The 19,675-nt window shown below is 63.1% G+C and carries 20 protein-coding genes; 17 read left to right on the top strand and 3 right to left on the bottom strand.

Going from position 1 to position 19,675, the window contains the following annotated elements:
- The first annotated feature begins 51 nt into the window (after positions 1-51).
- The 17 genes from D7S89_RS24900 (at position 52) to D7S89_RS24820 (ending at position 16,613) form a co-directional block, all read left to right on the top strand.
- A complete protein-coding gene (locus D7S89_RS24900) occupies positions 52-531 on the top strand; it encodes a NuoB/complex I 20 kDa subunit family protein (protein WP_006052903.1) in 480 nt (159 codons plus the stop codon).
- A gap of 19 nt (positions 532-550) precedes the next feature.
- Complete coding sequence (locus D7S89_RS24895) at positions 551-1,153, top strand: NADH-quinone oxidoreductase subunit C (protein ID WP_121281549.1); 603 nt, start codon at positions 551-553, stop codon at positions 1,151-1,153.
- Positions 1,154-1,162: 9 nt separating this feature from the next.
- On the top strand, positions 1,163-2,416 hold the full coding sequence (locus tag D7S89_RS24890) for an NADH-quinone oxidoreductase subunit D (protein ID WP_121281548.1): 1,254 nt from the start codon (positions 1,163-1,165) through the stop codon (positions 2,414-2,416).
- A gap of 88 nt (positions 2,417-2,504) precedes the next feature.
- Positions 2,505-2,990 carry an NADH-quinone oxidoreductase subunit NuoE gene (nuoE, locus tag D7S89_RS24885; RefSeq protein ID WP_121281547.1) on the top strand — a complete coding sequence of 162 codons (486 nt, stop codon included), beginning with the start codon at positions 2,505-2,507 and terminating at the stop codon, positions 2,988-2,990.
- A complete protein-coding gene (gene nuoF / locus D7S89_RS24880; RefSeq protein ID WP_121281546.1) occupies positions 2,987-4,315 on the top strand; it encodes an NADH-quinone oxidoreductase subunit NuoF in 1,329 nt (442 codons plus the stop codon). Before nuoE ends, nuoF begins: the two co-directional genes overlap by 4 nt.
- Positions 4,316-4,430: 115 nt before the next feature.
- A complete protein-coding gene (gene nuoG / locus D7S89_RS24875) occupies positions 4,431-6,770 on the top strand; it encodes an NADH-quinone oxidoreductase subunit NuoG (RefSeq protein WP_121281545.1) in 2,340 nt (779 codons plus the stop codon).
- Positions 6,771-7,835 (top strand): NADH-quinone oxidoreductase subunit NuoH, encoded by a 1,065-nt coding sequence (gene nuoH / locus D7S89_RS24870; protein ID WP_121281544.1) that lies wholly within the window; start codon positions 6,771-6,773, stop codon positions 7,833-7,835. It abuts the gene before it with no gap.
- Positions 7,836-7,850: 15 nt separating this feature from the next.
- The gene (gene nuoI / locus D7S89_RS24865) at positions 7,851-8,339 is read left to right on the top strand and encodes an NADH-quinone oxidoreductase subunit NuoI (protein WP_121281543.1); all 489 of its coding nucleotides are present in this window, start codon (positions 7,851-7,853) and stop codon (positions 8,337-8,339) included.
- A 122-nt stretch (positions 8,340-8,461) separates the two neighbouring features.
- On the top strand, positions 8,462-9,112 hold the full coding sequence (locus D7S89_RS24860; protein WP_121281542.1) for an NADH-quinone oxidoreductase subunit J: 651 nt from the start codon (positions 8,462-8,464) through the stop codon (positions 9,110-9,112).
- 17 nt (positions 9,113-9,129) lie between these two features.
- Complete coding sequence (gene nuoK, locus D7S89_RS24855; protein ID WP_121281541.1) at positions 9,130-9,441, top strand: NADH-quinone oxidoreductase subunit NuoK; 312 nt, start codon at positions 9,130-9,132, stop codon at positions 9,439-9,441.
- Between the two features lie 17 nt (positions 9,442-9,458).
- Complete coding sequence (gene nuoL / locus D7S89_RS24850; protein ID WP_121281540.1) at positions 9,459-11,492, top strand: NADH-quinone oxidoreductase subunit L; 2,034 nt, start codon at positions 9,459-9,461, stop codon at positions 11,490-11,492.
- A gap of 14 nt (positions 11,493-11,506) precedes the next feature.
- Entirely contained in the window at positions 11,507-13,000 is a 1,494-nt protein-coding gene (locus D7S89_RS24845) for an NADH-quinone oxidoreductase subunit M (RefSeq protein ID WP_121281539.1), read from the top strand.
- Positions 13,001-13,024: 24 nt separating this feature from the next.
- Positions 13,025-14,503, top strand: a complete 1,479-nt coding sequence (nuoN, locus tag D7S89_RS24840) for an NADH-quinone oxidoreductase subunit NuoN (protein ID WP_121281538.1) — start codon at positions 13,025-13,027, stop codon at positions 14,501-14,503.
- Positions 14,503-14,799, top strand: coding sequence for a DUF2818 family protein (locus tag D7S89_RS24835; protein ID WP_121281537.1), 297 nt, complete (start codon positions 14,503-14,505; stop codon positions 14,797-14,799). The genes nuoN and D7S89_RS24835 overlap by 1 nt, the downstream gene beginning before the upstream one ends.
- Before the next feature lie 45 nt (positions 14,800-14,844).
- The gene (locus D7S89_RS24830) at positions 14,845-15,462 is read left to right on the top strand and encodes an NUDIX domain-containing protein (RefSeq protein WP_121281536.1); all 618 of its coding nucleotides are present in this window, start codon (positions 14,845-14,847) and stop codon (positions 15,460-15,462) included.
- Positions 15,463-15,508: 46 nt separating this feature from the next.
- The gene (locus D7S89_RS24825; protein WP_121281535.1) at positions 15,509-15,976 is read left to right on the top strand and encodes a DUF1178 family protein; all 468 of its coding nucleotides are present in this window, start codon (positions 15,509-15,511) and stop codon (positions 15,974-15,976) included.
- A 166-nt stretch (positions 15,977-16,142) separates the two neighbouring features.
- Positions 16,143-16,613 (top strand): MaoC family dehydratase, encoded by a 471-nt coding sequence (locus tag D7S89_RS24820; protein ID WP_121281534.1) that lies wholly within the window; start codon positions 16,143-16,145, stop codon positions 16,611-16,613.
- 54 nt (positions 16,614-16,667) lie between these two features.
- Here the strand turns inward: D7S89_RS24820 and D7S89_RS24815 are convergent, their stop codons facing one another.
- From D7S89_RS24815 to D7S89_RS24805, 3 genes are all read right to left on the bottom strand, one after another.
- A complete protein-coding gene (locus D7S89_RS24815; protein ID WP_121281533.1) occupies positions 16,668-17,480 on the bottom strand; it encodes a c-type cytochrome in 813 nt (270 codons plus the stop codon).
- 133 nt (positions 17,481-17,613) lie between these two features.
- On the bottom strand, positions 17,614-18,306 hold the full coding sequence (locus D7S89_RS24810) for a glutathione binding-like protein (protein ID WP_121281605.1): 693 nt from the start codon (positions 18,304-18,306) through the stop codon (positions 17,614-17,616).
- Between the two features lie 125 nt (positions 18,307-18,431).
- Complete coding sequence (locus D7S89_RS24805) at positions 18,432-19,670, bottom strand: acyl-CoA dehydrogenase family protein (RefSeq protein ID WP_121281532.1); 1,239 nt, start codon at positions 19,668-19,670, stop codon at positions 18,432-18,434.
- Positions 19,671-19,675 lie beyond the last annotated feature (5 nt).

Here is a 19,675-nt window from a genome sequence, read left to right as displayed (position 1 = left end):
GTTTCTCACGGGCGGCCCAGCATCGCCGTCCCGTCTGGAGTGGAAAGCAAAATGAGTATCGAAGGGGTCTTGAAGGAAGGGTTTGTCACCACTACGGCTGACAAGCTGATCAACTGGACGCGCACGGGTTCGCTGTGGCCCATGACGTTCGGTCTCGCATGTTGTGCGGTCGAGATGATGCATGCGGGTGCGGCCCGCTACGATCTGGACCGGTTCGGTGTCGTGTTTCGTCCGAGCCCGCGTCAGTCGGATGTCATGATCGTCGCCGGCACGCTGTGCAATAAGATGGCGCCCGCATTGCGCAAGGTCTACGATCAGATGGCCGAGCCGCGCTGGGTGATCTCGATGGGCTCGTGCGCCAACGGCGGCGGCTACTATCACTATTCGTACTCGGTCGTGCGCGGTTGCGATCGCATCGTGCCGGTCGACGTCTACGTGCCGGGCTGCCCGCCCACTGCCGAGGCGCTCGTCTATGGCGTGATCCAGCTGCAAGCGAAGATCCGCCGCACCAACACCATCGCCCGTCAATAAGCCTGAGCCTTCCCACAATATGGCAAGCAAACTCGAGACCCTCAAAGCGAACCTCGAGGCGGCCTTCGGCGGCCGTCTTGTGAGCATCACGGAATCGGTCGGCGAACTGACGATCGTCGTGAAGGCCGCTGATTACCTCGAAATCACCAAGCGTCTGCGCGACGATCGCACGCTCGGCTTCGAGCAGCTGATCGACCTGTGCGGCGTCGACTATCAATCCTACGGCGAAGGCACCTACGAAGGCCTGCGCTTCGCAGCCGTGCTGCATCTGCTGTCGGTGTCGAACAACTGGCGTCTGCGCGTGCGCGTGTTCGCACCCGACGACGACATGCCGATCGTGCCCTCGGTCGTGGACATCTGGAATTCGGCGAACTGGTATGAGCGCGAAGCGTTCGACCTGTACGGCCTCGTCTTCGAAGGTCACCCCGACCTGCGTCGTATCCTGACCGACTACGGCTTCATCGGCCACCCGTTCCGCAAGGACTTCCCGCTGTCGGGCTACGTCGAAATGCGTTACGACCCGGAGGAGAAGCGCGTCGTCTATCAGCCGGTCACGATCGAGCCGCGCGAAGTTACACCCCGCGTGATCCGCGAGGATCGCTACGGCGGTCTGAAACACTAAGAGGTCGCCATGGCAGAGATCAAGAATTACACGCTCAACTTCGGTCCGCAGCACCCGGCCGCGCACGGTGTGCTGCGCCTGGTGCTCGAGCTCGACGGCGAAGTGATCCAGCGGGCCGATCCGCACATCGGTCTGCTGCATCGCGCGACCGAGAAGCTCGCCGAGCACAAGACCTATCTGCAATCCGTGCCGTACATGGACCGTCTCGACTACGTGTCGATGATGGTCAACGAGCACGGCTATGTGCTCGCGATCGAAAAGCTGCTCGGCATCGACGTGCCGGTTCGCGCGAAGTACATCCGCGTGATGTTCGACGAAATCACGCGCTGCCTGAACCACCTGATGTGGATCGGCGCGCACGCGCTCGACGTCGGCGCGATGGCGGTGTTCCTCTACGCGTTCCGCGAGCGCGAAGATCTGATGGACGTGTACGAGGCGGTGTCGGGTGCGCGCATGCACGCGGCGTACTATCGCCCGGGCGGCGTCTATCGCGATCTGCCTGACGCGATGCCGCAGTACAAGGCGTCGAAGATCCGCAATGCGAAGGCGCTCGAGAGGATGAACGAGACGCGCCAAGGCTCGCTGCTCGACTTCATCGACGACTTCTTCACGCGTTTCCCGACCTGCGTCGACGAATATGAAACGCTGCTGACCGATAATCGCATCTGGAAGCAACGTCTGGTGGGTATCGGCGTCGTGAGCCCCGAGCGCGCACTGCAGCTCGGCATGACGGGGCCGATGCTGCGTGGCTCGGGCATCGAATGGGATCTGCGCAAGAAGCAGCCGTACGAAGTCTATGATCAACTCGATTTCGATATTCCGGTCGGCGTGAACGGCGACTGCTACGACCGCTATCTCGTGCGTGTCGAGGAAATGCGCCAATCGACGCGGATCGTCAAGCAGTGTATCGAATGGCTGCGCAAGAACCCGGGCCCCGTGATGACGGACAACCACAAGGTTGCGCCGCCGTCGCGTGTCGACATGAAGTCGAACATGGAAGAGCTGATTCACCACTTCAAGCTCTTCACGGAAGGCTTCCATGTGCCGGAAGGCGAAGCCTACGCAGCCGTCGAGCATCCGAAGGGCGAGTTCGGCATCTATCTGATCTCGGACGGCGCGAATAAGCCGTACCGGCTCAAGATTCGCGCGCCCGGCTACGCGCACCTGTCCACGCTCGACGAGATGGCGCGTGGCCACATGATCGCCGACGCGGTCGCGATCATCGGTACGCAGGACATCGTGTTCGGCGAAGTCGACCGCTAAGTGCCGCGCGGTGCGCGGCTCGTGTTAGCGGGCTGCGCCGCGCAGCAGGTTTTCGTTCGGTAGGTATTGAAAGAGTCGTGTTCTCAAAATGATCTCAGCTGAAGGCCTGAAAGAAATCGATCGTGCGGTCGCGAAGTACCCCGCCGATCAGAAACAGTCCGCCGTGATGTCGGCGTTGGCCGTTGCTCAGGAAGAGCATGGCTGGCTGTCGCCCGAGCTCATGCAGTTCGTCGCCGATTACCTCGGCATGCCGGCGATCGCCGTGCAGGAGGTCGCGACGTTCTACACGATGTACGAGACGAAGCCCGTCGGCAAATACAAGATCACGCTCTGCACGAACCTGCCGTGCCAGCTTGGCCCTGACGGCGGCGCAGACAGCGCGGCCGACTATCTGAAACAAAAGCTCGGTATCGACTTCGGCGAGACGACGCCCGACGGCAAGTTCACGCTCAAGGAAGGTGAGTGCATGGGCTCGTGCGGCGATGCGCCGGTGCTGCTCGTGAACAATCACCGCATGTGCAGCTTCATGAGCCGCGAGAAGATCGACCAGTTGCTCGAGGAGCTCTCGAAATGACGTCTTTGCACGATCGTCACATCAAGCCGCTGATGCTCGCCGGCCTTAACGGCGACAACTGGCACCTCGAGGATTACGTGGCGCGCGGCGGTTACGCCCAGCTGCGCCGGATTCTCGAAGAAAAGATTCCGCCCGAGCAGGTTATCGCCGACGTCAAGGCGTCGGGCCTGCGCGGCCGTGGTGGTGCGGGCTTCCCGACCGGCCTGAAGTGGAGCTTCATGCCGCGTCAGTTCCCGGGCCAGAAGTATCTCGTCTGCAACTCGGACGAAGGCGAGCCCGGCACGTTCAAGGATCGCGACATCCTGCGCTACAACCCGCATTCCCTCATCGAAGGGATGGCGATCGGCGCGTACGCGATGGGCATCACGGTCGGCTACAACTACATCCACGGCGAAATCTTCGAAACGTACAAGCGCTTCGAAGAGGCGCTCGAGGAAGCACGCCGCGCGGGTTTCCTCGGCGACAACATCCTCGGTTCGGGCTTCTCGTTCGAGCTCCACGCGCATCACGGCTACGGCGCCTACATCTGTGGCGAAGAGACGGCGTTGCTCGAATCGCTCGAAGGCAAGAAAGGCCAGCCGCGCTTCAAGCCGCCGTTCCCGGCGAGCTTCGGCGTGTACGGCAAGCCGACCACGATCAACAACACCGAGACGTTTGCCGCGGTGCCGTTCCTGCTGGCGATCGGGCCGCAGAATTACCTCGAGCTCGGCAAGCCGAACAACGGCGGCACGAAGATTTTCTCGGTGTCGGGCGACGTCGCCCGTCCGGGCAACTACGAAGTGCCGCTCGGTACGCCGTTCGCGACGCTGATGGAGCTGGCGGGCGGGGTGCGTGGCGGCAAGAAGCTCAAGGCCGTCATTCCGGGTGGTTCGTCGGCGCCGGTGGTGCCGGGCGACCTCATGATGCAAACGGATCTCGACTACGATTCGATCGCGAAGGCCGGCTCGATGCTCGGCTCGGGCGCGGTCATCGTCATGGACGAGACGCGTTGCATGGTGCGCTCGCTGCTGCGTCTGTCGTACTTCTACTACGAAGAGTCGTGCGGTCAGTGCACGCCTTGCCGTGAAGGCACGGGCTGGCTCTACCGCGTCGTCAATCGCATCGAGCACGGCGAGGGCCGCAAGGAAGACCTCGACCTGCTCAATTCGGTGGCCGAGAACATCATGGGCCGCACGATCTGCGCGCTCGGCGATGCGGCAGCGATGCCGGTGCGCGGCATGCTCAAGCACTACTGGGACGAATTCGAATATCACGTCGAGCACAAGCGCTGCCTCGTCGGCGGTCACGCGGGTGCGTCGGCTGCAGCCGCTGCGGCGGTCGCGTAACGCAGCATCGACAGACGTACTTTCATCGCTTCGCGATAGGCCCCGCGCATGGATGCGCGGGTGGTGTCGGCGAGCGAACGATTGAGCGGTAATAGGTTAAGGACCATTCACCATCATGGTTGAACTTGAAATAGACGGGAAGAAGGTCGAGGTGCCCGAGGGCAGCATGGTGATCCAGGCTGCCCACAAGGTAGACACGTACATCCCTCACTTCTGCTATCACAAGAAGCTTTCGATCGCGGCCAACTGCCGGATGTGTCTCGTCGAAGTCGAGAAGATGCCCAAGGCCGTGCCGGCCTGCGCGACGCCGGTCTCGAATGGCATGGTCGTGCGCACGACGTCCGACAAGGCCGTCAAGGCGCAGCAATCGGTGATGGAATTCCTGCTCATCAATCACCCGCTCGACTGCCCGATCTGCGATCAGGGCGGCGAATGCCAGCTGCAAGACTTGGCCGTGGGCTACGGCAAGTCGTCCTCGCGCTACAGCGAAGAGAAGCGCGTGGTGTTCCACAAGAACGTGGGGCCGCTGATCTCGATGGAAGAGATGACGCGCTGCATCCACTGCACGCGCTGCGTACGCTTCGGCCAGGAGATCGCCGGCGTCATGGAGCTCGGCATGCTGGGCCGTGGCGAGCACTCCGAAATCACGTCGTTCGTCGGCAAGACCGTCGACTCCGAACTGTCGGGCAACATGATCGACCTGTGCCCGGTCGGCGCACTCACGAGCAAGCCGTTCCGCTACAGCGCGCGTACGTGGGAACTGTCGCGCCGCAAGTCGGTGAGCCCGCACGATTCCGTCGGCGCGAACCTCACCGTGCAGGTCAAGAACAACCGCGTGATGCGCGTGCTGCCGCTCGAGAACGAAGCCATCAACGAGTGCTGGATCTCCGATAAGGACCGCTTCTCGTACGAAGGCCTCAACAGCGAAGAGCGCCTCACGCAGCCGATGATCAAGCAAGGCGGCCAGTGGCTCGAAACCGACTGGCAGACCGCGCTCGAATACGTCGCGAAGGGCCTGAAGGGTGTCGTGGCGGACCACGGCGCGCAAGCACTCGCGATGCTGGGCAGCGCTCACAGCAGCGTCGAAGAACTGTTCCTGCTCAAGCAGCTCGCGAAGGCGCTCGGTACGCCGAACGTCGACTTCCGTCTGCGTCAGAGCGACTTCTCCGCCGCGCTCGACGGTGCGCCGTGGCTTGGCGTGTCGCTTGCCGACCTGACGAAGGTCGATAGCGCATTCGTGATCGGTTCGTTCCTGCGCCGCGACCATCCGCTGATGGCTGCGCGTCTGCGTCAGGCGGCCAAGTCCGGTGCGAAGCTGCATCTGCTGCACGCGACGGCCGACAACTCGCTGATCCCGACGGCCAAGGCGATCGTCGCCGCACCGTCGGCCTGGCTCGATGCGCTGGCCGGTGTGGCGGCAGCCGTGTCGCAAGCACGCGCAGTCGCACTGCCCGCAGGCTTCGACGGCGTGCAAGCGTCCGCACAGGCTCAGGAAGTGGCCGCGGCACTCGTCAGCGGCGAGCGTCGTCTCGTGCTGCTCGGCAATAGCGCCGTGCAACACCCCGATTTCTCGCGCATCCATGCGCTCGCACAGTGGATCGCCGAACAAACCGGCGCGACGCTGGGCTTCCTCACGGAAGCGGCGAACACGGTCGGCGCGCACGTGGTCGGCGCACTGCCCGACGCAGGCGGTCTCAACGCACGCGAAGCGTTCGAGCAGCCGCGCAAGGGCTATGTGCTGATGAACGTCGAGCCCGAATTCGATACGGCTAATCCGCAGCAAGCGCTGGCCGCTTTGAAGCAGGCCGAGACGGTCGTCGTGCTGTCGGCATTCAAGCACGGCATGGAATATGCCGACGTGCTGCTGCCGATCGCGCCGTTCACCGAAACGGCCGGTGCGTTCGTCAATGCGGAAGGCACGGTTCAGTCGTTCAACGGCGTCGTGCGTGCGCTCGGCGAAACGCGTCCGGCATGGAAGGTGCTGCGCGTGCTCGGCAACGTGCTGGGCCTGCCGGGCTTCGAGTACGACAGCGTGGAAGACGTGCGTGCGCAAGCGCTCGGCAACGGCGCCGTCGCGGCACGTTTGTCGAACCGCACGTCGGCGGTGCCGGCCAAGGCAGGCGCGTTTGCCAAGCCGGCCGCAGCCGGTGCGCTCGAGCGTATCGCCGATGTGCCGATCTATCATGCCGATCCGCTCGTGCGTCGTGCGCCGTCGCTGCATCTGACGGTCGCCGCGCGCGCCGCGAACACGATCGGCCTGCCGGCCGCGCTGTTCGACAAGCTGGGTCTGAAGGATGGTGAGGTCGTGAGCGTACGCCAAGGCGATCGTGCCGTTCTGGCGAGCGCAGTGCGCGATGCGAATCTGGCCGAGACGGTCGTGCGCGTGTCGGCGGCGACGCCTGCCGGCGCGATGCTCGGCGGCCTGTTCGGTGAACTGGTGGTGGAGAAGGCGTAAATGAGCTTGTTCGATACGATCAACTCGGGCGGCACGCAGCTACTCGGTGCGGCATGGCCTACGGTGTGGGCGCTGGTGCGCATCCTCGTGGTGTCGGTTTCGATCCTGCTGTGCGTGGCTTACCTGATTCTGTGGGAGCGCAAGCTCATCGGCTGGATGCACGTGCGTCTCGGGCCGAACCGCGTGGGTCCGAAGGGTCTGCTGCAGCCGATCGCCGACGTGCTGAAGCTGTTGCTCAAGGAAGTGATTCAGCCGACCGCGGCCAACCGCTGGTTCTACCTGATCGCGCCGGTCATGACCGTCGTGCCGGCGTTTGCCGTGTGGGCGGTGATCCCGTTCCAGGCGGGCGCGGTGCTCGGCAACATCAACGCGGGTCTGCTGTACGTGATCGCGATTTCGTCGGTCGGCGTGTACGGCGTGATTCTCGCGGGCTGGGCGTCGAACTCGAAGTACGCGTTCCTCGGCGCGATGCGCGCGGCGGCGCAGATGGTCTCGTATGAAGTGTCGATGGGTTTTGCGCTCGTCGTCGTGCTGATGACCTCGGGCAGCCTGAACCTCTCCGACATCGTCGGTTCGCAAGCGCGCGGCTTGTTCGCGAGCTATGGCCTGAACCTGCTGTCGTGGAACTGGCTGCCGCTGCTGCCGGTATTCGTCGTCTACTTCGTTTCGGGCATTGCCGAAACGAACCGCCACCCGTTCGACGTGGTGGAAGGGGAGTCGGAAATCGTCGCAGGCCACATGATCGATTACTCGGGTATGGCGTTCGCGCTGTTCTTCCTCGCCGAGTACATCAACATGATCGTGATCTCGGCGCTCGCCTCGGTGCTGTTCCTCGGTGGCTGGGATGCGCCGTTCGGCTTCCTGTCGTTCATCCCTGGCATCTTCTGGCTCGTGCTGAAGGTGTTCCTCCTGTTGTCGGTGTTCATTTGGGCCCGTGCGACGTTCCCGCGCTATCGCTATGACCAGATCATGCGCCTCGGCTGGAAGGTATTCCTGCCCGTGTGTATCTTGTGGGTCGTCGTGGTCGGGTTCTGGATCATGTCGCCGCTGAACATCTGGAAATAAAGGGCGGACGAAAACATGACCGCAATCCAACACTTCTTCAAGACGTTTTTCCTGACCGAGCTGCTCAAGGGTCTCGCGCTGACGGGTCGTTACACGTTCAAGCGCAAGTTCACGGTGCAGTTCCCCGAGGAAAAGACGCCGATCTCGCCGCGTTTCCGTGGCCTGCATGCGCTGCGCCGCTATGAGAACGGCGAAGAGCGCTGCATCGCCTGCAAGCTGTGCGAGGCGGTGTGCCCGGCACTGGCGATCACGATCGAATCGGAAACGCGCGCGGACAACACGCGCCGCACGACGCGCTACGACATCGATCTGACCAAATGCATCTTCTGCGGTTTCTGCGAGGAAAGCTGTCCCGTCGACTCGATCGTCGAGACGCAGATCCTCGAGTATCACGGTGAGAAGCGCGGCGACCTGTACTTCACGAAGGACATGCTGCTGGCAGTGGGCGATCGCTACGAAGCGGAAATCGCCGCGGCCAAGGCGGCCGACGCGCCGTATCGTTGAACGCAAGGGTTTCGCACGCGGCGAACATGCCGCGGCAGGCTCGATGCCTGTCGCGGTGCGAATGCAGCGTGTGGCCTGCGAAACACCATGCCTGACGTTGGGCTAACGATGAACCGGTAATCATGGAATTCACGACCGTACTGTTCTACATCTTCGCGCTGCTCCTTACGGTGTCGGGGCTGAAGGTGATCACGTCGCGCAACCCGGTCGGGTCTGCGCTCTTTCTCGTGCTCGCGTTCTTCAACGCAGCGGCCATCTGGATGCTGCTCGAGGCCGAATTCCTCGCGATCCTGCTCGTGCTGCTGTATGTCGGCGCGGTGATGGTGCTGTTCCTGTTCGTCGTGATGATGCTCGACATCAACCTCGACGTGCTGCGCAAGGACTTCAAGCGCTTCGTGCCGATGGCGACCCTGGTGGGCGCGATCATCGTCATCGAGACCGCGCTGATCCTCTGGCACGGCTACGGTGCGACGACCACGCCGGTGCGCGAAGCAGCTGCAGCAGGTGCGGCCGCCGTTCCGAATACGTTCCTGATCGGCAAGGCCATCTACACCGACTACGTGTTCGCGTTCGAAGTGGCCGGCCTCGTGCTGCTGGTGGCGATCATCGCAGCGATCGCGCTGACGGCGCGCAAGGGCAAGGACAGCAAGCGCCAACGCGTGTCCGAACAAGTGAAGGTGCGCGCGCAAGATCGCGTGCGCATCGTGAAGATGCCGGCCGAGAAGGTGCTCGATACGGCTGCCGACGCGAACGCGTCCGGCAACAACGGCTGAGCGGCGAGGAGATAAATATGCTTGACCTGACCCTGGCTCATTACCTCGTGCTCGGCGCGATCCTCTTTTCGATCGGCGTCGTCGGCATTTTCCTGAATCGTCGCAACGTCATCATCATCCTGATGGCGATCGAGCTGATGCTGCTCGCGGTGAATACGAACTTCGTCGCGTTCTCGCACTACCTCGGCGACGTGCACGGGCAGATCTTCGTGTTCTTCGTGCTGACCGTGGCGGCAGCGGAAGCCGCGATCGGCCTCGCGATTCTGGTGACTCTGTTCCGTAGCCTCGACACGATCAACGTCGAGGATCTCGATCAGCTCAAAGGTTAAATTCAGGCACTGCGGTTATGTCCACGACACTTAATCAAAACCTGCTGCTGGCGGTCCCGCTCGCACCGCTCGCCGGCTCGCTGATTGCAGGGCTCGCCGGCAAGGTGGTGGGGCGCAAGGGAAGCCATCGCGTCACGATCCTTGGCGTGTTGATCTCGTTCATTCTCTCGTCGATGGTGTTCCTCGACGTGCTGCATGGCGCGAGCTACAACGCGACCGTCTACGAATGGATGAAAGTCGGCTCGGTGAAGTTCGAAGTCGGCTTCCTCGTCGATACGCTGACGGCCATGATGATGTGCGTCGTCACGTTCGTGTCGCTGATGGTGCACATCTACACGATCGGCTACATGGCCGAAGACGACGGCTACGAGCGCTTCTTCTCGTACATCTCGCTGTTCACGTTCTCGATGCTGATGCTCGTGATGAGCAACAACTTCCTGCAGCTGTTCTTCGGCTGGGAAGCGGTGGGTCTCGTGTCGTACCTGCTGATCGGCTTCTACTTCACCCGTGAAAGCGCGATCTACGCGAACATGAAGGCGTTCCTCGTGAACCGCGTGGGCGACTTCGGCTTCCTGCTCGGCATCGGCCTCCTATTCGCATATGCAGGCTCGATGAATTACGGCGAGGTGTTCGCCAAGAGCACCGAGCTGGCCGCGCAGACGTTCCCGGGCACGCACTGGGGCCTGCTGACGGTGGCCTGCATTTGCCTGTTCATCGGCGCGATGGGTAAGTCGGCGCAGTTCCCGCTGCACGTGTGGCTGCCCGATTCGATGGAAGGCCCGACCCCGATTTCGGCGCTGATTCACGCGGCGACGATGGTGACGGCCGGTATCTTCATGGTCACGCGCATGTCGCCGCTGTTCGAGCTGTCGGACTCGGCACTGTCGTTCGTGATGGTGATCGGCGCGATCACGGCGTTGTTCATGGGCTTTCTCGGCATCGTGCAGAACGACATCAAGCGTGTCGTCGCTTACTCGACGCTGTCGCAGCTCGGCTACATGACGGTGGCGCTCGGCGCGTCCGTGTACCCGGTCGCCGTGTTCCACCTGATGACGCACGCGTTCTTCAAGGCGCTGCTGTTCCTCGGCGCGGGCTCGGTCATCATCGGCATGCACCACGATCAGGACATGCGCAACATGGGCGGTCTGCGCAAGTACATGCCGATCACCTGGATCACGTCGCTGGTCGGCTCGCTCGCACTGATCGGCACGCCGTTCTTCTCGGGCTTCTACTCGAAGGATTCGATCATCGACGCGGTTGCCGAGTCGCATCTGGCCGGTGCGGGCTTCGCGCACTTCGCCGTCGTGGCGAGCGTGTTCGTGACGGCGCTGTACTCGTTCCGTATGTACTTCCTCGTGTTCCACGGTGAAGAGCGTTTCCGTCATCCGCAGGACTTCGGCAACGGCCACGGCGCCGAATCGGCTGCGCACCACGGTGATGACCACCACGCGCACGAACCGCACGAGACCCCGTGGGTCGTGTGGGTGCCGCTCGTGCTGCTGGCGATTCCGTCGCTCGTGATCGGTGCGATCGCGATCGGCCCGATGCTGTACGGCGACTTCTTCCAGCACGGCGTGGCGTTCGAGAAGGTCATCTTCATCGGCGAGAACCACCCGGCGCTCGAGGAAATGAGCAAGGAATTCCACGGCTGGGCCTCGATGGGCCTGCACTCGGTGTCGACGCTGCCGCTGTGGCTCGCACTGGCCGGTGTCGTGACGGCATGGTTCCTGTACTTGAAGCGTCCCGAGCTGCCTGCGAAGATCCGCGGCGTGTTCAGCCCGATCTACACGCTGCTCGACAACAAGTACTACATGGACAAGATCAACGAAGTCGTCTTCGCCAAGGGCGCGGTCGCGATCGGCCGCGGTCTGTGGAAAGAGGGCGATGTCGTGGTCATCGACGGTATCGTCAACGGCAGCGCACGCTTCATCGGCTGGTTCGCGAGCGTGATCCGCTTCCTGCAATCCGGTTACATCTACCACTACGCGTTCGCCATGATTATCGGCATGCTGGGGCTCCTTACCCTGTTTGTAACGCTCGGCGGCAAATAAGGCGGGGACACTGAATGTACTCTTTTCCGATTCTTAGTACCGCGATCTGGCTGCCGATCGTTTTCGGCTTGGCCGTACTCGCCATCGGTTCCGACAAGAACCCCGGGCCCGCGCGCTGGCTCTCGCTGATCGGCTCGATCGCGGGCTTCCTCGTGACGTTGCCGCTCATTACCGGCTTCGATTCGTCGACGGCCGCGCTGCAGTTCGTCGAGCAGTCGAACTGGATCGAACGCTTCCACATCACGTACCACCTCGGCGTGGACGGCATCTCGATGTGGTTCGTCGTGCTGACCGCCTTGATCACGGTGATCGTCGTGATCGCCGGTTGGGAAGTGATCACCGAGCACGTGTCGCAGTACATGGCCGCGTTCCTGATTCTCTCGGGGATCATGGTCGGCGTGTTCTCGGCGGCTGACGGCATGCTGTTCTACGTGTTCTTCGAAGCCACCCTGATCCCGATGTACCTGATCATCGGCGTGTGGGGTGGGGCGAACCGTATCTACGCGGCGTTCAAGTTCTTCCTCTATACGCTGGCCGGCTCGCTGCTGATGCTGGTTGCGTTGGTCTACCTGTACGTGCAGACGGGCACGTTCGATCTGGCGGCGTGGCAACACGCGCCGATCGCGATGACGCCACAGGTGCTGCTGTTCATCGCATTCTTCCTCGCGTTTGCGGTGAAGGTGCCGATGTGGCCCGTGCATACGTGGTTGCCTGACGCGCACGTGGAAGCGCCGACGGGCGGCTCGGTCGTGCTGGCCGCGATCATGCTGAAGCTCGGCGCGTACGGTTTCCTGCGCTTCTCGCTGCCGATCACGCCCGATGCGAGCCACGCGCTCGCGCCCGTGGTCATCACGCTGTCGCTGATCGCCGTGATCTACATCGGCCTCGTTGCGATGGTGCAGGCGGACATGAAGAAGCTCGTCGCGTATTCGTCGATCGCGCACATGGGCTTCGTGACGCTCGGCTTCTTCATCTTCAACCAGCTCGGCGTCGAAGGCGCGATCGTGCAGATGATCTCGCACGGCTTCGTGTCGGGCGCGATGTTCCTGTGCATCGGCGTGCTGTACGACCGCATGCACTCGCGTCAGATCGCCGATTACGGCGGCGTCGTGAACGTGATGCCGAAGTTCGCCGCGCTCGTGATGCTGTTTGCGATGGCCAACTGCGGCCTGCCGGGCACCTCGGGTTTCGTCGGGGAGTTCATGGTGATTCTCGCGTCGGTCCAGTACAACTTCTGGATCGCGTTCGGCGCCGCCTTCACGCTGATCCTCGGCGCGGCCTACACGCTGTGGATGTACAAGCGCGTGTACTTCGGCGCGGTGGCGAACGATCACGTGAAGGAACTGAAGGACATCAACTGCCGCGAGTTCCTGATTCTCGGCGTGCTCGCTGCGCTGACGTTGCTCATGGGCCTCTATCCGAAGCCTTTCACCGATGTGATGCACGTGTCCGTGCAGAACCTCCTCTCCCACGTGGCGCAGTCGAAGCTGCCGCCGCTGTCCCAGTAAGCCGAGTGGAGGATTGAGAGAATCATGCAAAACGCCTCTATGACTGTTCTGTTGCCCGACGCGCTGCTGATGGCCGCCGCCGTCGTGGCCTGGCTGAACGAAACGTTCGTGGGCGACAATGGCCGCCGCCTGACGTACTTCATCGCGATCGCCGCGTCGCTCGTCGCGGGCGTGTGGTTCACGACGCTCGTGTTCGATCCGCAGCCGCATTACTTCTTCTCGCACATGTACGTGGTCGACGCGTTCGCGAGTGGGATGAAGGCCGTGATCTCGATCGGCTACGCGATCACGATGATCTACTCGCGCAAGTATCTCGAGGATCGTGATCTGTTCCGCGGCGACTTCGTGCTGCTCGGCATGTTCGCGCTGCTCGGTCAGCTCGTGATGGTCTCGGGCAGCAACTTCCTGACGCTGTACCTCGGCCTCGAACTGATGTCGCTGTCGCTGTACGCGGCGATCGCGCTGCGCCGCGACGCGTCGCAGTCGAACGAAGCGGCCATGAAGTACTACGTGCTCGGCGCGCTTGCTTCGGGCTTCCTGCTGTACGGCATGTCGATGCTGTACGGCGCGACGGGCTCGCTCGACCTCAGCGAAGTGCTGAAGGCCGTGGCCTCGGGCCACATCAACGAACCGGTGCTGCTGTTCGGTGTGATCTTCATCGTGGCCGGCGTCGCGTTCAAGATGGGCGCCGTACCGTTCCACATGTGGGTGCCCGACGTCTATCACGGCGCGCCGACGGCCATGACGCTGCTCGTGGGCGGTGGCCCGAAGGTGGCCGCGTTCGCGTGGGGTCTGCGCCTGCTCGTGATGGGTCTGCTGCCGCTCGCCGTCGACTGGCAGGAAATGCTGACGATCCTCGCGGCGCTGTCGCTGATCGTGGGCAACATCACCGGTATCGCGCAGCGCAATGTCAAGCGCATGCTCGCGTACTCGGCGATCTCGAACATGGGCTTCGTGCTGCTGGGCCTGCTCGCAGGCGTGGTCGACGGCAAGGCCGACGGCATGGCCGGCGCCTACAGCTCGGCGATGTTCTACAGCATCGTTTATCTGCTGACGACGCTCGGTTCGTTCGGCGTGGTGATGCTGCTCGCGCGCCGCGACTTCGAAGCCGAGACGCTCGACGACTTCAAGGGTCTCAACAAGCGCAGCCCGGTGTATGCGTTCGTGATGATGACGATGATGTTCTCGCTGGCCGGCATTCCGCCGACGGTCGGCTTCTATGCGAAGCTCGCCGTGCTCCAGGCGATCATGAACGCAGGCCTGACCTGGCTCGCCGTGCTGGCCGTCGTCACGTCGCTGTTCGGTGCGTTCTACTATCTGCGCGTCGTCAAGCTCATGTACTTCGACGCGCCGCAAGACACGACGCCGATTGGCGGCGATTTCACGAAGCGTTGGCTGCTGGCTGCCAACGGCGTGGCGGTGGTGGTGCTCGGCATCGTGCCGGGTCCGCTCATGACGCTGTGCCTGAACGCCGTCGCCCACACGCTGCCCGTGGCGCTCTGATGTCGGCCGCAGGTTGGTTCGTCGTACTGTTGGCGCTCGCCGGCGCCAACGTGCCGTTTCTCAATCAGCGTCTGTTCGCCGTCGTGCCGCTCGCGGCGGCGAAAAAGAGCGTCTGGATCCGGATCGGCGAATTGATCGTGCTGTATTTTCTGGTCGGCGCGCTCGGCTTCATCCTTGAAGCGCGCGCCGGCAACCGCTTCGAACAGGGCTGGCAGTTCTACGCGATTACGTTCAGTCTTTTCATCGTCTTCGCGTTCCCCGGCTTCACGTTCCAATATCTCGTCAAACGACGCTGACGGCGCGCAGCAAGCGCCGTCGTGCCCGCCCTTCGGAGAGTGCACATGGCCCAGTTGCCCGATCACGATCATGATGCGTCCCTGACCGAGACGCGAGTCAGCAGCGAAACCGTCCACGAAGGTTCGTTCCTCACCCTCAAGCGCGACATCGTGCGCCTGCCCGACGGCAAGCAAGCCACGCGCGAATATGTGCAGCACCCGGGCGCGGTCATGGTGATTCCGCTGTTCGACGACGGCCGTGTGCTGATGGAGCGCCAGTTCCGCTATCCGATCGGCAAAGTCATGATCGAATACCCGGCCGGCAAGCTCGATCCCAACGAAGGCGCGCTCGCCTGCGCGCAGCGCGAATTGGGCGAGGAAACCGGGTATACCGCGCGCGAGTATCTGTTCCTGACGCGCATCCATCCGATCATTTCGTATTCGACCGAATTCATCGACATCTACCTTGCCCGAGGCCTGACGGCCGGCGAGAGCAGCCTCGATGAAGGCGAATTCCTCGAGACCTTTACCGTCCACGCCGATCAGGTCAGCGAATGGGTGCGCACGGGCGAGATCAGCGACGTGAAGACGATCATCGGCACGTTCTGGCTCGAGAAAGTGCGCTCGGGGGAGTGGCAGCCCCGCGCTGTCGAGGCGGCGGCCACTTCGTCGGCGCGCGGGTAAAGCGCGCTAGAATGAGTCGACAGCTCTGCATTCACCTCGGTTCAGCATGAAGGTCCTCGATCTGCAATGTTCCCACGGCCATCGGTTCGAAGGCTGGTTCGCCTCCGTCGATGACTTCGAGTCGCAGTTGTCACGCAAGTTGGTCGAATGTCCGATTTGCGCGGCGACCGAGGTTTGCCGTATGCCGTCCGCGCCGCGTCTGAATCTGTCGGGCGCCACGAGCCCCGAATCGGGCGAGACGCAACGCCGCGCAGCCGCTGAGCGTCCGCAAGGGCAGGCGGGCTTGCGCGAGGTCGAGGCACGCGCGATGCGCATGCTGCGCGAGGTGCTCGAGAAAACCGAGAACGTCGGCGAACGCTTCGCGGAAGAAGCGCGCCGCATCCATTACAACGAAGCGCCCGCGCGTAGCATTCGCGGCGTCACCACGCCCGAAGACGCGAAAGCGCTGGTCGAAGAAGGCATCGACGTGCTGCCGCTGCCAGGTGCCTGCGTTCCAAAAGAATCGCTGCAATAGACGCGATTCGCGGCTTTGCCGTATCTTTCCAGCGCGCATCGCTCGCGCTTGCCCGCCGAACGTGTACCCGACGCTGTACCCATTCACGCGCTGCCCGTGCGTGGCGATGCCAACGATGGTTGTTCAAGATCAGGCTCGATAGGCGAGCCGAACATGGAGACAGAAGATGGGGTTGAGTTTTGAGGACCTGCGCGTGGGGTCGCGCGACGAGATCGGCACGCACACGTTTACGGCCGAAGAGATTCTGGCGTTCGCCGAGCGTTTCGATCCGCAGCCGTTTCACATCGACGAGCAAGCCGCGCGCGCATCGCAGTTCGGCGGGCTCATCGCGAGCGGCTGGCATACCTGCTCGGTTATGATGGGCATGCTCGTGCGCAACGTGTTGAACGGTTCGACGTCGATGGGCTCCCCGGGCATCGAGGAGATTCGCTGGCTCAAGCCCGTCCGTCCCGGCGATGCGATCCGGATGTTCAACTCCGTCATCGACAAGCGCGTGTCGTCGAGCCGTCCCGAACTCGGCATCGCCACGACGCTGTGGGAAGGCGTCAATCAGGACGACGAAACGGTTGTCACCGTGCGTTCGAAGGTGATGTTCGGCTTGCGCGAGCAGGCAGTCGCGCGCGGAGCCACGGCGTAAACCTCGCCACGCCCGTGGCGTTCGATACACACGCGGCGGTGAAATACCCGCCGCTTAGTGGTCCGCCTTGTGCAGCGCCATGTGACGCAGGTACGCCAGGACGTCATCGAGATCGGCGTCCGACAGCGATGCTTGCGTCGGGAACCCCTTCATCTTCGCCTCGGGCCAGCGACGCAGCGACTGCGGATCGCGGATGAAGGCCCGCAGCATATCGGCACGCAGGTATTCGGTCGGGTTGTGCGGGACGTTCAGATCGGGGCCCATATGTGAATCGCCTTCCCCGTTGAGCGTGTGGCACGCGAAACAGGTTCGCTGAAACACCGCATAGCCGCGACGGATAGCGCCATCGGCCGGCACCGATGCGTCGGGCGCCGTGGCCGGGTACTTTGTCGCGCCATCAAGCGTGCGTCGGATCTGGGCGAGCTGATACGGCCACTGCTCGTCGCTGACGCCAGCTGCCTCCGGGTGCGTCCAGACGACATAGAACGGACCCGCGTGCCCCTTGTTCGTCGGTAGTGGGGGCCACGGTGCCTGCGGGTCCTCGATGGCAAGCCATGCCTGCGCGCCCTTGTGATTGCGAATCAAATCCGCGTCGATGTCGACTGCGAATCCATCGGCGGCGACGAACTGCAGGCGCGTGCCGGGCTTCACACCGGCAAGCAGCGCGGCGAGCGGCACCGCGCGGTAGTGCATCTCACGGTGGAACGATAGATCGGCCGGAACTGTCACGCTGCGTGCGTCGGGCCGCACGAGCAGCTGCTCGGTCGTGACCACGCGATCGCCGTTATCGAGGTCGAGCTTGAGCTCGGCCGCATGCAGCGGCAAGGCACAAGCGAGCAAACACAACCATAGGCGGCGAAGCGGCATGAGAATCTCTCGGAGGGAAGGGGGGCGCCGACGGCGCGCTTCGCGAGGATACCCCCTCTGCGGCAAGCCGCAATACTTCACCTCGAGCGAGGTCGCGCAAGACACGCTTGCGCGTATCGGATTCCGATGCTGTCTAGTGCTTCGCGTACTGCGTGGCACCGAACAGCATCTCGCGCGCTTTGTCGTCGATCAGCGGCTTGCGTGCCGAGGACAGCACTTCGACGCCGCGCTGCACGGCCGGCCGCGCAGCGATCGCTTCGTGCCAGCGCTGCACGTTGGGGAATTCGGCCAGTTCGATGCCCTGGTTCTGCCACGAACGCGTCCACGGGAAACTCGCGATGTCGGCGATCGTATAGTCATCGCCGGCCAGGTACTGTGTCTTGCCGAGCTGCTTGTCCATCACGCCGTACAGTCGCTTGGCCTCGTTCGTGTAACGCTCGACCGCGTAGTCGATTCTCTGCGGCGCATAGATGCGGAAGTGGTGCGCCTGTCCCAGCATCGGCCCGAGGCCGCCCATCTGGAACATCACCCATTGCAGCACGCGATAGCGGCCGGCCGGATCGACGGGTTGGAAGCGCCCGGTCTTCTCGGCCAGATAGATGAGGATCGCACCCGACTCGAACAACGTGATCGGTTTGCCGTCCGGGCCGTCGGAATCGACGATGGCAGGAATTTTGTTGTTGGGACTCAGTGCGAGGAACTCGGGCTTGAATTGATCGCCCGCTCCGATGTCGATCGGATGGACGCGGTATTCGAGGCCCGTCTCCTCGAGCATGATGTGAACCTTGTGACCGTTGGGTGTTGCCCAGCTATGCACGTCGATCATCGTCATTCCTTCGTCGAGATTGGCGCCAGCAAGGGGCGGCGCCGATTGACGCGAAAATTAGCATAGATCGACGAGCGTCGCTGGCTGCGCCCCAAAGCCCTGATTGCGGTGCGGGCATCACGCTTTCAAGCCGGTAGCGGCGGCTCTGCCTCCCGATAGCGCGCGAGCTCGAACTTCGCGATGGCGTTGCGGTGCACCTCGTCGGGGCCGTCGGCGAACCGCAGTGTGCGGGCGCTGGCGAACGCATAGGCGAGTGGGAAGTCGTCGCTGACGCCGGCGCCGCCATGTGCTTGAATCGCCCAGTCGATGACCTGGCACGCCATGTTCGGTGCGACCACCTTGATCATCGCAATCTCGCTTTTGGCCGCTTTATTGCCGACGGTATCCATCATGTAGGCTGCCTTCAGCGTCAGCAAACGCGCCTGTTCGATCATGCAGCGCGCCTCGGCGATACGCTCCTGTGTGACCGTTTGCGCTGCGATCGGCTTGCCGAACGCGACGCGCTGCAAGGCGCGCCGACACATGAGCTCGAGCGCGCGTTCGGCGAGGCCGACGAGCCGCATGCAGTGATGGATGCGCCCCGGCCCCAGGCGGCCCTGCGCGATCTCGAAGCCGCGGCCTGCGCCGAGCAGGATGTTCGAGGCGGGCACGCGCACGTTCTCGAGCGTGATTTCCATGTGGCCGTGCGGTGCGTCGTCGTAGCCGAACACCGAGAGCGGCCGATGCACGGTGATGCCGGGCATGTCGGCCGGCACGAGGATCATCGACTGCTGGGCGTGCTTGGGCGCGTCGGGATCGGTCTTGCCCATCACGATATAAATCTTGCAACGTGGATCGCCGGCGCCGGAGGACCACCACTTGCGGCCGTTGACGACATAGTCGTTGCCGTCGCGCTCGATGCGCGTGCGGATGTTGGTCGCGTCGGACGAGGCGACTTCGGGCTCGGTCATCAGGAATGCGGAGCGAATCTCGCCGGCAAGCAGCGGCTCGAGCCAGGTGCGCTTGTGCTCGTCGGTGCCGTAGCGCTCGATCGTCTCCATGTTGCCGGTGTCGGGCGCATTGCAGTTGAACACTTCGGGCGCCCACGGCACGCGGCCCATGATCTCCGCGAGCGGCGCATATTCGAGGTTCGTGAGCCCGGCGCCGCGCGTCGAATCGGGCAGGAAGAGATTCCACAGGCCAGCTTCGCGCGCGCGCGCCTTCAATGTTTCGATCAATTGCGTGGGCACCCATGCATCGCCGTTTGCGCGATTGCGCGCGACTTCCTCGGCGAACGCGCGCTCGTTCGGGTAGATGTGCGCATCGAAAAACGCCAGCAGCTTTTCGCGCAGTGCTTGTACTTTCGGGGTGTAGTCGAAGTTCATGGAGA

The organism is Trinickia fusca, from assembly GCF_003628145.1.
Classification (GTDB): Bacteria; Pseudomonadota; Gammaproteobacteria; order Burkholderiales; family Burkholderiaceae; genus Trinickia; species Trinickia fusca.
The sequence above is the reverse complement of the archived record's forward strand: the minus strand, read 5'-3'. Positions and strand labels throughout refer to the sequence as shown.

Bases quoted from the DNA above. Each gene is read 5' to 3' on its own strand.
- D7S89_RS24900 (WP_006052903.1), top strand. From the start codon at position 52: ATGAGTATCGAAGGGGTCTTGAAGGAAGGGTTTGTCACCACTACGGCT.
- D7S89_RS24895 (WP_121281549.1), top strand. From the start codon at position 551: ATGGCAAGCAAACTCGAGACCCTCAAAGCGAACCTCGAGGCGGCCTTC.
- D7S89_RS24890 (WP_121281548.1), top strand. From the start codon at position 1,163: ATGGCAGAGATCAAGAATTACACGCTCAACTTCGGTCCGCAGCACCCG.
- nuoE (WP_121281547.1), top strand. From the start codon at position 2,505: ATGATCTCAGCTGAAGGCCTGAAAGAAATCGATCGTGCGGTCGCGAAG.
- nuoF (WP_121281546.1), top strand. From the start codon at position 2,987: ATGACGTCTTTGCACGATCGTCACATCAAGCCGCTGATGCTCGCCGGC.
- nuoG (WP_121281545.1), top strand. From the start codon at position 4,431: ATGGTTGAACTTGAAATAGACGGGAAGAAGGTCGAGGTGCCCGAGGGC.
- nuoH (WP_121281544.1), top strand. From the start codon at position 6,771: ATGAGCTTGTTCGATACGATCAACTCGGGCGGCACGCAGCTACTCGGT.
- nuoI (WP_121281543.1), top strand. From the start codon at position 7,851: ATGACCGCAATCCAACACTTCTTCAAGACGTTTTTCCTGACCGAGCTG.
- D7S89_RS24860 (WP_121281542.1), top strand. From the start codon at position 8,462: ATGGAATTCACGACCGTACTGTTCTACATCTTCGCGCTGCTCCTTACG.
- nuoK (WP_121281541.1), top strand. From the start codon at position 9,130: ATGCTTGACCTGACCCTGGCTCATTACCTCGTGCTCGGCGCGATCCTC.
- nuoL (WP_121281540.1), top strand. From the start codon at position 9,459: ATGTCCACGACACTTAATCAAAACCTGCTGCTGGCGGTCCCGCTCGCA.
- D7S89_RS24845 (WP_121281539.1), top strand. From the start codon at position 11,507: ATGTACTCTTTTCCGATTCTTAGTACCGCGATCTGGCTGCCGATCGTT.
- nuoN (WP_121281538.1), top strand. From the start codon at position 13,025: ATGCAAAACGCCTCTATGACTGTTCTGTTGCCCGACGCGCTGCTGATG.
- D7S89_RS24835 (WP_121281537.1), top strand. From the start codon at position 14,503: ATGTCGGCCGCAGGTTGGTTCGTCGTACTGTTGGCGCTCGCCGGCGCC.
- D7S89_RS24830 (WP_121281536.1), top strand. From the start codon at position 14,845: ATGGCCCAGTTGCCCGATCACGATCATGATGCGTCCCTGACCGAGACG.
- D7S89_RS24825 (WP_121281535.1), top strand. From the start codon at position 15,509: ATGAAGGTCCTCGATCTGCAATGTTCCCACGGCCATCGGTTCGAAGGC.
- D7S89_RS24820 (WP_121281534.1), top strand. From the start codon at position 16,143: ATGGGGTTGAGTTTTGAGGACCTGCGCGTGGGGTCGCGCGACGAGATC.
- D7S89_RS24815 (WP_121281533.1), bottom strand. From the start codon at position 17,480: ATGCCGCTTCGCCGCCTATGGTTGTGTTTGCTCGCTTGTGCCTTGCCG.
- D7S89_RS24810 (WP_121281605.1), bottom strand. From the start codon at position 18,306: ATGATCGACGTGCATAGCTGGGCAACACCCAACGGTCACAAGGTTCAC.
- D7S89_RS24805 (WP_121281532.1), bottom strand. From the start codon at position 19,670: ATGAACTTCGACTACACCCCGAAAGTACAAGCACTGCGCGAAAAGCTG.